This is a genomic window from Caldicellulosiruptor sp. DIB 104C (genome assembly GCF_028198085.1).
Lineage (GTDB): Bacteria > Bacillota > Thermoanaerobacteria > Caldicellulosiruptorales > Caldicellulosiruptoraceae > Caldicellulosiruptor > Caldicellulosiruptor saccharolyticus.
In genome coordinates, this window is sequence record NZ_CP116337.1 from 54,856 (window position 1) to 69,895 (window position 15,040).

The 15,040-nt window shown below is 34.0% G+C and carries 12 protein-coding genes and 2 pseudogenes; 9 read left to right on the top strand and 5 right to left on the bottom strand.

Translation table 11 applies throughout. The annotated features are described in order from the left end of the window. Positions 1-54: 54 nt before the first annotated feature. Positions 55-1,286 (top strand): annotated as a pseudogene (locus PGC14_RS00220) (IS256 family transposase). A 9-nt stretch (positions 1,287-1,295) separates the two neighbouring features. Here PGC14_RS00220 and PGC14_RS00225 read toward each other — a convergent pair. Next, a pseudogene (locus PGC14_RS00225) lies at positions 1,296-1,469 on the bottom strand (ISLre2 family transposase); the annotation flags it as partial. Positions 1,470-1,887: 418 nt separating this feature from the next. On the opposite strand from PGC14_RS00225, the gene PGC14_RS00230 reads away from it, so the two are divergent. Both PGC14_RS00230 and PGC14_RS00235 read left to right on the top strand, forming a co-directional pair. After that, on the top strand, positions 1,888-2,160 hold the full coding sequence (locus tag PGC14_RS00230) for a Veg family protein (protein WP_011915933.1): 273 nt from the start codon (positions 1,888-1,890) through the stop codon (positions 2,158-2,160). A gap of 192 nt (positions 2,161-2,352) precedes the next feature. Beyond that, complete coding sequence (locus PGC14_RS00235) at positions 2,353-3,888, top strand: DUF3794 and LysM peptidoglycan-binding domain-containing protein (RefSeq protein ID WP_011915934.1); 1,536 nt, start codon at positions 2,353-2,355, stop codon at positions 3,886-3,888. A 55-nt stretch (positions 3,889-3,943) separates the two neighbouring features. On the opposite strand, the gene murC is transcribed toward PGC14_RS00235, so the two are convergent. Further along, the gene (gene murC / locus PGC14_RS00240; protein ID WP_011915935.1) at positions 3,944-5,311 is read right to left on the bottom strand and encodes a UDP-N-acetylmuramate--L-alanine ligase; all 1,368 of its coding nucleotides are present in this window, start codon (positions 5,309-5,311) and stop codon (positions 3,944-3,946) included. 202 nt (positions 5,312-5,513) lie between these two features. Between murC and purR the strand changes: the two genes are divergently transcribed. Both purR and spoVG read left to right on the top strand, forming a co-directional pair. Then, a complete protein-coding gene (gene purR / locus PGC14_RS00245) occupies positions 5,514-6,332 on the top strand; it encodes a pur operon repressor (RefSeq protein ID WP_011915936.1) in 819 nt (272 codons plus the stop codon). A 121-nt stretch (positions 6,333-6,453) separates the two neighbouring features. After that, the gene (spoVG, locus tag PGC14_RS00250; protein ID WP_011915937.1) at positions 6,454-6,720 is read left to right on the top strand and encodes a septation regulator SpoVG; all 267 of its coding nucleotides are present in this window, start codon (positions 6,454-6,456) and stop codon (positions 6,718-6,720) included. A gap of 58 nt (positions 6,721-6,778) precedes the next feature. Here the strand turns inward: spoVG and PGC14_RS00255 are convergent, their stop codons facing one another. The 3 genes from PGC14_RS00255 to PGC14_RS00265 form a co-directional block, all read right to left on the bottom strand. Next, positions 6,779-9,007 carry a hypothetical protein gene (locus PGC14_RS00255; protein ID WP_271629201.1) on the bottom strand — a complete coding sequence of 743 codons (2,229 nt, stop codon included), beginning with the start codon at positions 9,005-9,007 and terminating at the stop codon, positions 6,779-6,781. Between the two features lie 89 nt (positions 9,008-9,096). Continuing rightward, entirely contained in the window at positions 9,097-9,945 is an 849-nt protein-coding gene (locus PGC14_RS00260; protein ID WP_039766122.1) for a divergent polysaccharide deacetylase family protein, read from the bottom strand. A 71-nt stretch (positions 9,946-10,016) separates the two neighbouring features. Continuing rightward, a complete protein-coding gene (locus tag PGC14_RS00265; RefSeq protein ID WP_271629202.1) occupies positions 10,017-11,345 on the bottom strand; it encodes a hypothetical protein in 1,329 nt (442 codons plus the stop codon). A gap of 145 nt (positions 11,346-11,490) precedes the next feature. On the opposite strand from PGC14_RS00265, the gene PGC14_RS00270 reads away from it, so the two are divergent. The 4 genes from PGC14_RS00270 to xylB all read left to right on the top strand — a co-directional run bounded on the left by PGC14_RS00270 (position 11,491) and on the right by xylB (position 15,039). After that, the gene (locus PGC14_RS00270) at positions 11,491-11,922 is read left to right on the top strand and encodes a nucleoside deaminase (protein WP_039766126.1); all 432 of its coding nucleotides are present in this window, start codon (positions 11,491-11,493) and stop codon (positions 11,920-11,922) included. Between the two features lie 160 nt (positions 11,923-12,082). Further along, on the top strand, positions 12,083-12,535 hold the full coding sequence (locus PGC14_RS00275) for an ATP-binding protein (protein ID WP_039766128.1): 453 nt from the start codon (positions 12,083-12,085) through the stop codon (positions 12,533-12,535). Between the two features lie 206 nt (positions 12,536-12,741). Next, positions 12,742-13,503, top strand: a complete 762-nt coding sequence (locus PGC14_RS00280; protein ID WP_039766188.1) for a DeoR/GlpR family DNA-binding transcription regulator — start codon at positions 12,742-12,744, stop codon at positions 13,501-13,503. A gap of 36 nt (positions 13,504-13,539) precedes the next feature. Next, on the top strand, positions 13,540-15,039 hold the full coding sequence (gene xylB / locus PGC14_RS00285) for a xylulokinase (protein ID WP_271629203.1): 1,500 nt from the start codon (positions 13,540-13,542) through the stop codon (positions 15,037-15,039). The last annotated feature ends 1 nt before the right edge of the window (position 15,040 follow it).

Consider the following 15,040-nt stretch of genomic DNA (forward strand, 5'->3'; position numbering starts at 1 on the left):
TTGTGTCCACTGTATAATGAAAATATAATGAAAATTAGAAGGAGGACGATTGCAATAGAAAAAGATATCATTTTTGAAACAGCTAAGAACATGGCAATTGAGCAAGTACTCAACATGTACTGCTCTCCAGATGATCCTAATCGCCCAGCTCTCAAACAACTATTAGAACATTTGTTAAACTGCATTATGTTATCAGAACGAAGAATCTACCTCGAAAAAAATCAAAATGATAAAGGCAACGGCTTTTATAAACGCATGCTTGGTACTCCAGTAGGTAACCTTGAGCTTTCCGTACCACGAACAAGGACCAGCAATTTCCGTCCCTCTGTCTTGCCTCGGCCATATAAAAGAGTCGATCCGTCTTACACCGATTTGCTTATGTCCTTAGTTGCTAATGGTTACTCCGAAAGCTTGCTAATCCAAACCCTTAAAAACCTTGACTTACCTTACTCAGAGGAGGAAATATCTAAAATCAAAAATGACCTTAAAAACGAACTCCAGCTCTTTAAACAACGTGAATTGCCCGAAAATGCCTTCGCTACTTTAAATTGATGGCTACCACTGTGAAATCAGGGACAATTCAAAAGTCAAACAGGCTACCTGCTATGTCGTTTCTGTCCATCGATTTAGAAGGCAAAAAAGATATCTTCGGCATTTACACCTTCTTTGGCAAAGAGAACAAAGCTGATTGGATGAAAGTCTTTGAAGACTTAATCAACAGAGGTCTTAAAAAAGTCTTAATAATTGTAAGCGATGACTTCCCTGGTATAATAGATGCTGTCAAAATCGCTTATCCTTATGCTGACCTTAAGTTTGCTTTTGTTCACCTGCAACGTAATGTAAAACGACATATGACAAAAGAGGATAGTTCAAAATTCAATAAAGAATTAGATAAAATAAGATTATCTTCTTCTGATGTTGATGAAGCTGTCTCTGGATTCAATCAACTTTGCAATGAATACCTTCCTAAATATCCTCGCTTTTTAAAAGGACTTTTAGAAAAAGCTAAGTATTACTCTGCTCATATAAGATATCCTGAGAAGATTAGAAAGCATATTTACACAACTAACGCAGTAGAGAGCATAAATAGTATAATTGAAAAGATAAGAATGAAATCGGGCGGATATTTTCAATCAACAGAGATTCTTGAGATTAATATTTATTTTCAAAGAGAGAACTTTAAGCGAGGTAAATGGAAAAATGGAGTACCTCTTATTAGACACTACACTTACGAAATCTTACAACTCTTCAATTTACGCTATGAATTGGATACACAAAATTCTTGACAAGTCTCCTTCATCTATAAATTTACATGCCTCCTCTATCATCCCCTTACCTATCTGGTCCAATTGCTTCTTAAGCTCAATTGAATATTCTGTTAAATCTTTCTCCCTTCTCACTATCTTCTCTAATCCGTCCTCAAAAGTCTTTAAAAGTTCTTCTATTTTTGATACAATATTTTTAGTCATTTTGCTCCCTCCTTTGGTTTGTTTTTCCTTTTCTTTTTTGTTTTTTTCAACCTTATATTTTACATCTTTCTTTCTATTGTGCCAAGAGGAGGGAGCTTTTTGCCATCTCAAATCCTATAAATATTTTACACTAAGATCAAATTCTATTTCTAAAGCTTAAAAGGCTTTTTAAAGAGAATTCATAAGAAAAATAGTCAAAACTCTAAAATAGTGAGTTATTAACCGGTATTTTTGAAAAATTGCCTCATTTGGCTTATTGACATATTTAAAAAAACACTTTATAATATTTATTCCCCTCTATTTACAAAAAAAAAGAATAGTGATATAATAATTATGTTTTTAGATGTAGCAAAATGGTGAATAATGTCAATGTAGCTTTCAAATTAAATAATTTTTTAAGAGGGGCAGTGATGTTAAGGTGGTTGATAAGCTACACCTTCAGCAGATCAAAAAGGACATTGAGGCCCTCAAAGGCGAAAAAGTACTTGTGCGTGCAAACAAAGGACGCAAAAAAATGATTGAAGTAGAAGGTATCTTGGAGAACACTTATTCAAATATCTTTGTTGTCAAGTTCCCGATTGACAGAGAGTGCAAACAGTTCAGGTGTGTGACCTATACCTATTCAGACCTTATAACAAATACAGTTGAAATAATTCTTTGTAGGACAAATACAAAGGTAAATGTTATGTAAAAAACGGCTTTTTATCAATTTTACTTGTACGTTTTAATTATAACCAAAAATATCAATTTGTCAACACTTTAAAAAAGAGCTTATTCTGAGGTTGTGAGAATAAGCTCTTTTTTTATTTTACATATTATCCGGACGTCCCTGCATATATTTTATTAGAGAAAAGATGAGTTTATATGGAGGTTAACTTTAAAATTGGATAAAAGGTATGAAAAGATTGAGTACATGAACGTGTATGGGTCAGACTCGCAAAAAGTTATTGTGGAAGGGGAGATTTTACTTCCTGAGATAAAGCCTGATGTCCTAAAAGTATTGCAGACAGATGCAGATGTTTTTATCACAAGCGTAGAGGTTTTAAATGATAGGGTGGTGGTTCAGGGTGAAGTGGATTTTAGAATAATTTACCTTTCAAATGACCCGCTTAAGAAAATCTCCTTTGTTTCAAGCTGTGCCGAGTTTTCTAAGGTGTTTGATATGTTGGGAGTAAGACCGGGTATGGCATATGAGGTAAAAGATGACCTTATATACAGCTATTGCTCGGCACTTAGCCAAAGAAAACTTTCAGCAAAAGCAATAGTTGAGATTTGCCTTTTAGTCAAATCGTCAACCTCAATTGAGTATTTAGACCATATTGAAGATGAATCGTTAAGGTTCCTAAAAGAAAGAATTACTATTTCCAACCCACTTACATTTACAGAGCAAATTACTAAAAAGGAAATCTTAGAGATTCCACAAGGAAAATCTTCAATCAGAGAGATTTTGCGCTCATTTGCAAGACTATCTGATAAGAATATCAAGTTTGACAGAAAGAAGCTTGCTATTGATTTGAAGATTGATATCAAGACTCTTTATTCTCCTGACATAGGTCAAAATCCTCTTGAGACGGTTGAACATGAAATGTTTGCTGAACATTTTGTTGAACTTTCGAATATTCCAGATGACTTAGAACCTATTGTGAAGTTTTATATAAAGAGCTTTAAAGTTTCTCCCAAGACAGATGAGGTAGGGGAGCTAAGGAGAATTGAATATGACATTGTGGTTGAGGCAGAGATAGCATTCAATCAGCTTGAAACAATTGAACCTATTGTAGATGTTTATTCCACAATGCATGAACTAAAAGAGTCTAAGAAGTTTTTGAACATAGAACAGTTTGTTGGAAAAACTCGGCAGGTACACACAATCAAAGAGGTAGTAGTTCTTCCAAGTGAACCAGAGCAGATTTTTTCGTTGTCTGGTAGAGTTGAAATTGACATGGTAAAGGCTGAAAAGAATGCAGCTCAAGTAAAAGGTGTACTTGTTGTCTTTTTGATTTATATTTCAAAGGATGAGCAGGACATTATAAAAAGTGCAACCACCCAAATCCCATTTTCCATCAAGATTGACTTGGATGGAACTGAAGAACAAGACAAGGTCTATGATGACATTGATATTGAAAACCTGTCATTTTCTATCTTGTCAGCAAACGAAGTTGAAATAAGGGCACATCTGGTGGCTGAACTTTGGGCAAAACGCTCTGTAAATGTGGAGATCATAAGTGATGTACAGATGCTCGAAAAGATAGAAAAAGAAGAAGAGAGACTTGCCTCAATGTATATCTATACGGTCCAGAAAGGTGATACCCTCTGGAAAATTGCCAAAAAGTATAAAACAACAGTTGAAAAGCTAATGAGTTTTAATCAATTAGAAAATGCTGAAATTTTTCCTGGTCAAAAACTTTTGATAGTAAGATAAAAAAGCTGCCTCACATGGTCATTTACTTTCTTGGGTTTTTGAGGCAGCTTTTTTCTTATGATTTCACAGGTGATTTGTCAAGTATTAACTCTATACACTTGTTTACATCACCCGCACCGATTGTTGCAACAATGTCACCCTTTTGAGCAGTATTCAATACATATTCTGCTATTTTTTCAAATTGATCTATATACTCGCAGTCAACACCTGCTTTTTTGAGCTTTTCATATAAATCTTTTGAGCTAACACCGTACACGTTCTTTTCCCGCGCAGCATAGACATCAGTGACAATAACTTTGTCTGCTAAAGAAAGACTTTTTACAAACCCTTCCATGAGACTTTTGAGTCTACTAAATGTATGTGGCTGAAAGATTACAATAACTTTTTCTTTGGCTAATTTTTTCAACGTCCTAAGTGTTGCTTCTATTTCAGTAGGGTGGTGAGCATAGTCATCATAAAGGACTATGCCGTCAATTTTACCTAATTTCTCGAGTCTTCGAGATGCGCCACAAAATTCAAAAATAGCTTCTTTGATAGTATTTTTATCAATTCCCAATGTGTATGCAACTGAAAAAGCTGCTAAGCTATTATACACATTGTGAAATCCAGGGATATTAAGTTTAATATGGCAAAGATGTTTAAAATCTTTGTTAACAACATCAAATTCATAATAGCCATTGCATGAAGTTATATTGTCTGCCCAAAAATCTGCCTTTGTTTTGGTGGAAAAATATATTACATTTTGCTTTAAATAACTTGCAACTGAATAAACATTCTCATCGTCAAGATTTGCAACAATAAATCCGTTTTGGGGAATTTTGAGAGCAAACTTTCTGAAGGAGTCTTTGATTGACTCTATATCCTTAAAATAGTCCAAATGGTCATTGTCAATGTTCAAAATTACACCAATGCTGGGATTGAAATTTAAAAAACTATCGACGTATTCACATGCCTCAACAACTAAATACTCACTGGAACCAATACAGAAATTTCCACCAAGCTGTTTTACAAATGCCCCAACCAAGACTGTAGGATTTAAAAGAGCTTTTTTTAAAATGTATCCTATCATTGAAGTAGTAGTGGTTTTTCCATGTGTGCCAGAAACCGCTATAACATTTTTATAATCTTTCATGAGCATTCCTAAAAATTCAGCTCTTTCATAAACTTTAAGTCCCAGCCTTTTTGCCTTTACAAGTTCTGGATTGTCTTTTGGAATGGCCGCTGTGAAAATTACTATCTCATCGCCTTTTATGTGGTTTTCATCATGTCCTATATATACGTTAATTCCCTTTTCCCTAAGCATTCTGGTGGTTATACTCTCTTGCATATCAGAACCTTCTACAATATGTCCATGATTTTTAAGAATGAGTGCGATTGCACTCATCGATATTCCACCAATGCCGATTAAAAAAAATTTATTCATTAAAAAACTTACCTCCAACAACAGAAATTTTTTCAATATTGAAACTATCATACATTTTATATTATACTTCTTTTTTGTTTGAATTGTTAAAATAATTTTAACTTATCGAACGTTAATTTAATTTTTCTTTATATCATTCGGCAAGTGTGATATAATTATTCTCAATATTGGGGCTTTTTATTTTGGAGGTGCAAAGTTTAGAATGGAAAAGGCAGGAAAGGCCGAAAGGCTTATATATATTACTAATATCTTAACGCAAAATCCAATGAAGATTTTTAGTTTAAGTTTTTTTTGTGAGAAATTGAACTGTGCTAAATCTACTTTGAGTGAAGATATTGACCTCATATCAAAGGTATTTGTTGAGACAGGACAAGGCAGGCTTGAGACAATAAGCGGTGCTGCTGGCGGTGTTTATTATATTCCGGTTATGAAGAAAGAGGATGAGATAGAATTTTTGAACTTTTTGAAAAATGAGCTTCAAAACCCAGAGAGAATTGTATCTGGGGGATTTGTATATATAAACGACATTGTATTCAGCCCAGAGATAATTAAAAAGGCTGCAAAGATTTTTTTGAGGCTTTTTTTAGAAAAAGAAATAGACTATATTGCCACTGTTGAGGCAAAAGGAATTGCACTTGCATCTTATGTTGCACAGTATTTTAACAAACCATTGGTTGTTGCGCGAAGTGGAAGCAAGTTTACAGAAGGCTCAACAGTCAATATCTCATACATCTCAGGAACAACAGGGAAGATTGAGACAATGACAATGGCAAAAAAGGCTATAAAAAGAGGCTCAAGGGTGCTTTTTATAGACGATTTTATGCGCGGCGGTGGTACTGTTCGTGGGATGAGAGACTTGCTCAGTGAATTTGAGTCTACATTGGTGGGAGTTGGGGTTTTGATTGCCACAAAGGATAAAAAAAGCATTGATATAGATTATAAAAGCCTTTTGATTTTAGATACCCTTGATGCAGAAAACAAAAAGATTGAATTTTCGATAAATAATCAAGTAATTTCATAAAATTTATATAAAATGCACTAAATTGAAAGGAAAATTTGTTGGAAATACTAAAGGGAAAGATAGAAAAATGTAGAATTATATAAACTAAACAGAAAGTAAAATTAACATGGAGGATGGGCTTATGCAGGTGACAGATGTTAGGATTAGAAAGATTACAAATGAGGGCAGGATGAAGGCTATTGTATCTGTGACATTTGACAACTGTTTTGTTGTGCATGACATTAAGATTATCGAGGGGCAAAATGGATTATTTATTGCAATGCCGAGCAGAAAGACACCAGAGGGTGAATTCAAAGACATTGCACATCCCATAAACCAAGAGATGCGCGATATGGTTCAAAAAGCTGTAATTGAAAAATATGAAGCTGTTATTTCAGCTGGAGAATAAAGATTTAAAAAGAAAAGGTTTCTACCCGTAACAGAAAGAAAGGTAGAAACCTTTTTTGTTATTGTGGCAGTGAAATTATATTTATTCCTGGTACAAGTGTTGTTACAATTCTTCTTTCTTGACCATTTTGTAAGATGGTAATGAGCGTAAAGCCCTTTATATCAAAGCCATTTTTGTTGTCAACAAGCAAAGCTGATTTGTCAAGGGGAGTAATTATTACATTTTTCAGTGCGATTTCATAATTGATAAACTGCTTTACGGTGGGTACCCACAAAAGTTTTTTGTCTCTAAATATTGCTACGAGTTTCAGGTTATTGTCAAGTTGCCGACTTATATATACATTTTTGTTTTTCACAATAAAAAATTTTCTTTTCTGCATAGGATGAGCAAAATAATCGTGTATAATACAGACTCCGTTTTCGTTTACAAACTTTTCAAGCCGCGGCTTTGTCAGCATTGACAAAAGATTTCTGTACCTTACAGAATTCCATTGGTATAAAGAATCACCTTCACCAAAATTATAATTTTTAAAGAAAATTTGTGGATGTTTGTTTACCTGGTTTGGTTCGAGCATATTGAGGTCATCTAACTTCACATCCAAATAAGACCAGCAGTATTTATAACCATGCTTTAAAAAAAGATTAAATGTGTAGTTTTTGCTTGTTTTTATAGCTCCTTCGCTTTTCAAATCTCCACAACGAGTACCATCAGATAAACTGTGGTCAATCCAGTCATCAAGTTTTAAATAACTTGTAGCATTTAATGCCTTTTCGATAAGCTGCGGGGTGTTTTCTTTTGCAATAGGCGATGCTGTGTGAAGCACAACCTCTATGCCTTTTTGAGCAAGAAATTCAATGAGTTTCTTGTACTCAGGATTGTCAAAACCAGGTATTCCTTTTATAGATTTGTAGAAAAATCCCCATGTTATTGGGATTTTATACCCCACAAATCCTTTTTTCATATATGAGCTATCTTTTGTATCTGTTGTGCCAAACATTATAGCTTTTATAATTGAAATCATATTTGAATCAGCATGGTTGGAAAATACTAAAATACCTTTTCTACCATCAGGCGCGCGTGATTTTATAGCATAACCGAAGTCTGCTGGAAAGATAGAATAAGTGAAGCTTTTTTCAAAACCCTTTTTGAAAAGCTGTGTTGTTGTCCAGATATGCTCTTTGTTTTTCCCAATTAAGAAATACTTTATATCATCAGAGTTTGAAAAAAACAGGAATACATTTGCCTTATTTTTTAAGTTATAAGTTTCAATAGAATCGTAATTATTAGTATAGCCCATTGCACAGTTGTAAAGCTTAAGATAAAAGTCAGAAAGGGAATCTGTTACATACATTGGGCTTGTAAATTTTGAAATTGAATAATCACGCTTTAGAATAAAAAGCGGCTTTGACTCAAACACAACAGGTGAGTATTCCTTAAAAACTTGGTGATCCTCTTTTGACTTCAAAATCTCTTCAACATTTATCACATCCTCTGATGATGATACAAAAACTTTTCTGGTTATCTTCTGGAAACCATTTTCAAACACCTGTTCTATTAAGTTATTGTACTTATCAACGCGCTTTAGCGCAAAGGAGTACTTTGACGGTTTTACAAAACCTATTTTGAAATTTCTAAACTGCACAGTTTTAACATTCTTGCCATTTTGAGAAACTTCAAATGTTATATACCTTGCATCAATTGGCAGAGAAAATGATGTCTTAAACGTTCCCCAACCAGGTGTTAATTTTAGCTTTTCAGGCAATGACAATATCTTTGTTTTATTTTCACCAAAGATTGCTATCTCGACGTTTACATTTTCCTCTTCTTTAAAGTGAATAAGGTTTTGGTAGTCTACTTTGTAGTCAAACGATAGCATCACAGATTGATATTCATCTTTAAGAGAAATATAAGGCGAAGTTATTTTATAAAAGGCATTCATTGTGTGAAAATCAAGCTTTAAAACTTTGTTTTTGCCCTCTGTTAAAAACGAGATATCCGAAGGTTCGCTCTTTTCAATCCTCCATTTGATAGCTCCATTTTCAATAAAAGGAATATCAATTGTAAAAATCTCTTTCGATTTTTTTGTTGAAGTATTATTTAAAAGTTCTGGTGGTAAAATCTTGGCCACAACCTGGTTTCCTTTTAATATCTCAACTGCATTTCCTTTTGGTTCAATTGAAAAGTGTGCTTTTTCAGGAAGGTTTTGTATACCTGTTGCAAATATAGCTGTAGAAAAAGTTGATATAAACATGATAATAACTGCAAATGCTACAAGTCTTTTTGTCATCTTTTCTGCTACCGACTCCCTTCTTTTTTCGCATGTAGTTTCCAAATATTAATTATATGTTGAGCTTCTCTAAAATTCAATTAAAAATTTTAGTCAGTTTGTTTAATTAATTTAGCAATATCTGACACAAATACAAATTTTATGTTTTCTCTTTGAGCATCTTTTAATACTTCTTTAAATGCCTCAATAGTTGTAAGGCCACCTTCCTGCCCCAAATGTCCAATTCCCACTGCAAAACCTTTTTTCTTTGCTTTGTTAAAAAGGAGTCTAAATTTGTCTTGTATAGGCTTTAGCTCATTTTTTGAGTCTAGGATGACATCATGGGGTATCACATCAATACCTTTTTGCTTTCCAATCTTTGGAAATAATGATCTTGGTGATGATGTTGAGTCAACAATTATCATATTGTTTGCCTTTGCCAAGTTCACTAAGTGGCTGACTATTTTCTCATTTGTACACACAAGTGTTCCCAAATGAATACTAAAGCCTTTGCTGTGCGGTAGATTTAACATTGCATCTTTGAATACTTTCTCCACCTCATCATCAGGAGTATTATTCATTATACTGCGCGGAGTTAGCCAAACAGTATTCTGGTCTTCTGGTTCCATTGAAAGGTGCATCAGAACCTCTTTATTATTTTTGCTGCACATAAGAGCAATCTTATTGGAAAAAGGCAAGAAAGGAATGATTGCAACATCAAATGGAAGATTAATCTCCAAAAGTTTTTGAATCTCTTGCTCATCCATTCCTGCATCTTCGAATATCAACGCTACATAAGCTTGAGATTGTGCCGAGGTTTCAACAGCTTGTGGTTTTGGATTGTAAAAAATGTAAACAAGTGTAAGCACAATAAAACAAAAAATTGCAAGTAAAGGGATGAAATATTGACTTAGCTTTGCTTTCTTGATAACAATGAGAATATATCTTCTTAATTTCATGACTTTTAAAGAGTTTTAGTTTCTGATAATAGATTATTCATTCAGATTTTTTGATATACCACCAAAAATGGTCATTTGAGATTTTTAACAAACTCTTCAAATTGCTCTGTCGAGATAACGCTATATTTTTTGTGGTATCTCACTTTATTATATTCATCAATTAAATCTTCAATAGTGCTATTGTTTACAAGTTCACCTCTTGCAATTAGTCTTCCCATCTCAAGTGGAGTGAGAGAGGTTTTTAGATTATAGTTTTTCTTTTGATAAAAGTACTCCATTGTAAGCTTGAAAATGATTCTTAGGCGTAAGTTCAAATCCGAAATTTTCTTTAGATTTATCTTTTTAATCTTTGTCTGCTTCGGTTTAGCTTTTGGCCTCTTTTTTGCAAGTATAAACGTCTTAATATCAGTATAGTTTTGACCTCTTTCTACCATTTGAATGTTATTTGTAACCTTTGCCAAAAACAAAAGCAAATTTCTTATCATCTCTTCAATAGCAATCTTTATAAATCCAAGTGCTTTGTAAATGAGAAATCCAAGTATTCCAAGGGCCAAAAGATAGCCGATTATATCAAGTATTTGAGAAATCAAACTCTTTTTAGCAGGTTTCATGTTTTTGAGAAGTTCAGCAATGTCATTGTTAGAGTTTGACATAGGTTTAGTTGTTGCAAAAAGTGAATTTAGAAATTCTAATATCTTTTTTATTATTTTAAAGATAAACTTTATTGTCTCAACAATGAAAGCAACAACATAGGGCGCAAAGCCTTTGAATTTGAATAAAAGAAGTAAAATTACAATAAATGCTAAACTCAAAAAAAGATTTATAAAGCTTATACTTGTTGATATGCTGTTTGTACGTCTGTATCTGCGGCTAATTAAATTTTCCAAGTTTATCCTATTTGAAAGATACACACTTGCAACAAGAAAGATTATTGAGTAGGTAGAATACTGGTTTATAATATTTTTTGGGACGTTCAAAAAAGTTGAAAGTCCACTGACAATTATAATAGCCCAAAGCCCAGCTAAAATTGCGCCAAGTGAAATGTTAACTTCTTCTTTTTCATAAACTAAGTAGGAGTGAATATAAAGGCCCATACAAAAGATTTGGCCTATGAACATCTCCAAAATTCCATAAGGTTTTAAGACAATCAAAGCAAAGCCTTGCGGGATTATTATTATGAACAAGATATTTAAGATCTTTTCCCACAGTCCTGTGCTTCTTTTTTTGATAAGATAGGGAATCAACAAAAACAATGCATTCATTATCAAAAATGATATAAATAAATTAGATGGGTTCTTGGTCATGACAAACGAAGAAAACATCATAAAAATTGGAAATACTAAGCTTGTTATTGCAAAAAGGTATATATATTTTGTTATAAACTGATTTGCATTTTCCAATCTGATTCACTCCATAAGCTTTTTACTGCTATAAATAATAGTATCACTAAAGATAAGTAGGATAAACATGTTTTTGCATACTTGGCTTACAAAAAAATTCAAAAAAATTTGTTAAAAATTGATAAAGAAAAAGGGTGAAAAGTTGATGTATATATATAATGTAATGAAAAAACTAATAGATTATGTAAGTTCTATGGAAGACATTCCCATAGCGGCAGCAGTGCTCAGAGATGGTGAGATTATCAGTATACAAAAAAATGATAGCAAAAATGCCATATTTCACGCAGAAATCCTTGCGATACTTGATGCCACATCAAAGCTATCTACAAAGGACTTAAGAGGCTGCGAGATGGTTGTGACAAAAGAGCCTTGTCCTATGTGTATGAGTGCGATAGTTCTAAGTAAGATTGATAGGCTTTACTTTGGTGCAAGGGACTTTAAAATGGGAGCTGCAGAATCTTGTTTTAAGCTTTCTCAAGATCCAAACCTAAATCATAAAGTTGAAGTAATAGGCGGAATATGCGAAGAAGAATGCAAAGCCCTTTTAAAGAGTTTTTTTGAAAAAAGAAGGATTTAAAGGTGGAAATTCAAAAGATAAGTTGTGTAATGCTGAATTTTTAGGGGTATATATGTAATAGAAGGAATTCTTCAAAAGTTAAAAAAGTAGTTGTAGTGTAAAAAAGTAGTTTTAAAGAAGCAGTAATAAAATTTAGAAGAAGAAAGGTTGCGAGGAAGAAATGGAGAATAAGTTTTTACAGCTTGTTTTTAGTAGCAGTCTTCAACTTGTCAAGACAATTGAAAAGGAAATACTTTCATTTTTGATGAGAGAGGCAGATATTACTGCCGAAGAGCTTTTAGAATTCAAACTTATAGTAAATGAGCTTTTGATAAATGCCATTATTCATGGGAACAAAGGTGATAGTTCAAAAAGCGTGAAAGTAAAGATAGGAGTTGTTGACAAAAAACTTAGTTATATTGTGGTAGAAGATGAAGGTGAAGGGTTTGATATTGAAGAAGTGTTCAAAGAGTACACACCTTATGAGGAAGATGAGAAAATTGAGGATTTGTATGAATTCGGACGAGGACTTATGATAGTTTCTTCTCTTTGTGAGAAGGTAAAACAGAATCAGAGAGGAAACAAGATTGTTGCTCTTCGAAGACTTAAAAGAGAGGAAGTAAATCATTTTTGATGCTAATTTGAGCTAAGTAATATTGAAGTTGTTGTAATAGGCTGCGAGAGAAGAAAGCAGTCTTTTTTTATTTGCAATCTTAGCAACTTGTCTTGACCAATCTTGTGTAATTCTTTTGAATTTCATATTGCAATTCCTCAAAAAATTGAGTAGAATATATATAAGTTGACACACAAATCCACATAGAAGAATAGGTGATTAAAGGTATGCTCTCTGCAACAAGAAGGCAAAAGATAAAGGAAATCTTAATGGAAAAAAAGAGTGTGACTGTCACAGAATTGTGCAATATCTTCAATGTATCAGATGAGACTATCCGACGTGACCTCAAAAAACTTGAGCAGGAAGGAATAATCGAGAAGAATTATGGAGGAGCAATTCTAAAAGAAGGATTTACAATTGTTCCACCTATTTCTCAAAGAGCAAAAGAATTTATACAAGAAAAAGAAAAAATAGCAAAAGAAGCTGTAAAGAGGATTAAAGAAGGGATGATAATAATCTTAGATACAGGCACAACTACCTACCAAATAGCAAGGAACTTAAAGACAGCACAAAACATAACTGTAATTACTAATGGTGTAAATATTATAAACGAGCTTGTAACAAACAGCAATATTAACCTTTTTCTGGTTGGTGGTAAAGTAAAGAGTTCAAATTTTTCCATAGTAGGTCCTGAGGCACAAAAAAGTTTTACGCAATTTAGTGCTGATATAGCGTTTATTGGAACAAGTGGAATTTCACTCGAAAAAGGGCTTACCACCTCTGACATATTCGAAGCAGAGGTAAAGAAGGCAATGATTGAAAGCAGCAGAGAGGTAATAGTTGTTGCAGACAGTAGTAAGTTTTCGAAAAATGCTATGGTTTCGTTTTGCAGTTTAAACAAGGTCACAGAGATTATAACCTCAGGAGAAATTGACAGTGAACTTGTTGAAAAGTTTAGGCAAAAAGGTGTAAAGCTCACCATTGTATAACCTTTGAGTCTTTCTGAAAGGAGCAAAGTACATTCAATGAGCAAAATTCTTACAATTGACATAGGTACAACAGCATGCAAGGTAATAGTTTTTGATTTACAAGGTAATATTTTGGCAAAGTCAAATAGGGAATATCCCACTTACACACCCCAGATTGAATGGGCAGAACAAGACCCGAACGATTGGTGGAGTGAGTGTGTAAGTGGGATTAAGGAGTGTCTTCAGCAGACAGATGGCAGTAGCATTGTTGCCATAGGTCTTTCATCTCAGAGAGAGACAGTTGTTCCGCTTGATAAGGACGGCAATATTTTGTACAGAGCTATTTCATGGATGGACAGGCGCTCACGGCTTGAAGCTGAACAAATCTCACAGGAATTTGGGAAAGAAACTATACATAAAATCACAGGACTTATTCCAGATTCAACCTTTACTGCAACAAAGCTTTTGTGGTTTAAAAAGTATGAGCCAGATGTTTTAAAAAAGGCTACAGTTTTCTTGCAACCAAAAGAGTTTATCGGGTATAAACTAACAGGTGAGGCGGCAACAGACCATTCGCTGGCAAGCAGGACAATGATGTTTGATATAAACAAAAGACAGTGGTGGCAAGATATCTTTGAATTTGTAGGTGTGAAACAAAATCAGTTTCCGAAGCTATGCTATGCAGATGAGATAATAGGGTACTTAAAAGATGATGTTGCAAAGATGCTTGGACTTAAAAGTGGCATTCCTGTTATAAGCGGTGGTGGAGACAGGCCTTTAGAAGCAGTTGGTGCAGGCATTATTGGTTCGCGTGTTATGGAGTCGACTGGCACAGCAACAAACGTGTCAATGTCATCAAACAAGGTTCCAGAGCTGCTTGATCCAAGGGTTGTTTGTTCGTGTCATGTAATAAGAGATTATTACCTGATTGAACAAGGTATATCAACAAGCGGCACTATCCTAAGATGGGTTCGGGACAACCTATACAGAGGCGAAAAAGAAAAAGGCGAGAACGCCTATGAGATAATTGACAAAGAGGCAGAAAATTCAAGCCCTGGAGCAAATGGGATTGTGCTTTTGCCATTTTTCATGGGGTCACGTGCAACAAGGTGGAATCCTGATGCAAGAGGTGTATTGTTTGGACTGACACTTACACATTCAAGAGGAGATATAGCAAGAAGTGTATTGGAAGGAATATCATATGAGATTCGTGCATGCATAGAGATTTTAGAAGGTATGGGCTTGAAGGTTGAAAACGTTGTTTCAATGGGTGGCGGGGCAAAGAGCACTGTGTGGAGCAAGATAAAAGCTGATATTTTAGGGAAGAAAGTGATTGTTGAAAAGGTGTCAGAGGCTGCGTCAAAAGGAGCAATGCTTTTAGCAGCAGTGGCGATTGGTGCAAGAGAAAGCCTTATTGAAGAAAAACGCGAGGTGCTCTTTGAATATATGCCAAACCCAAACAACCAACGAGTTTATGACAAGGTGTATGAAATTTACAATGAACTGTATAATTCAGTGTCCAGTATATATCCAAAGATTTCCAAGATTTCAAGCTAAA

Coding starts and splice junctions, on each gene's coding strand:
- PGC14_RS00275 (WP_039766128.1), top strand. CDS start 12,083: ATGGAGAATAAGTTTTTACAGCTTGTTTTTAGTAGCAGTCTTCAACTT.
- purR (WP_011915936.1), top strand. CDS start 5,514: ATGGAAAAGGCAGGAAAGGCCGAAAGGCTTATATATATTACTAATATC.
- murC (WP_011915935.1), bottom strand. CDS start 5,311: ATGAATAAATTTTTTTTAATCGGCATTGGTGGAATATCGATGAGTGCA.
- PGC14_RS00270 (WP_039766126.1), top strand. CDS start 11,491: ATGTATATATATAATGTAATGAAAAAACTAATAGATTATGTAAGTTCT.
- PGC14_RS00260 (WP_039766122.1), bottom strand. CDS start 9,945: ATGAAATTAAGAAGATATATTCTCATTGTTATCAAGAAAGCAAAGCTA.
- xylB (WP_271629203.1), top strand. CDS start 13,540: ATGAGCAAAATTCTTACAATTGACATAGGTACAACAGCATGCAAGGTA.
- spoVG (WP_011915937.1), top strand. CDS start 6,454: ATGCAGGTGACAGATGTTAGGATTAGAAAGATTACAAATGAGGGCAGG.
- PGC14_RS00280 (WP_039766188.1), top strand. CDS start 12,742: ATGCTCTCTGCAACAAGAAGGCAAAAGATAAAGGAAATCTTAATGGAA.
- PGC14_RS00255 (WP_271629201.1), bottom strand. CDS start 9,007: ATGACAAAAAGACTTGTAGCATTTGCAGTTATTATCATGTTTATATCA.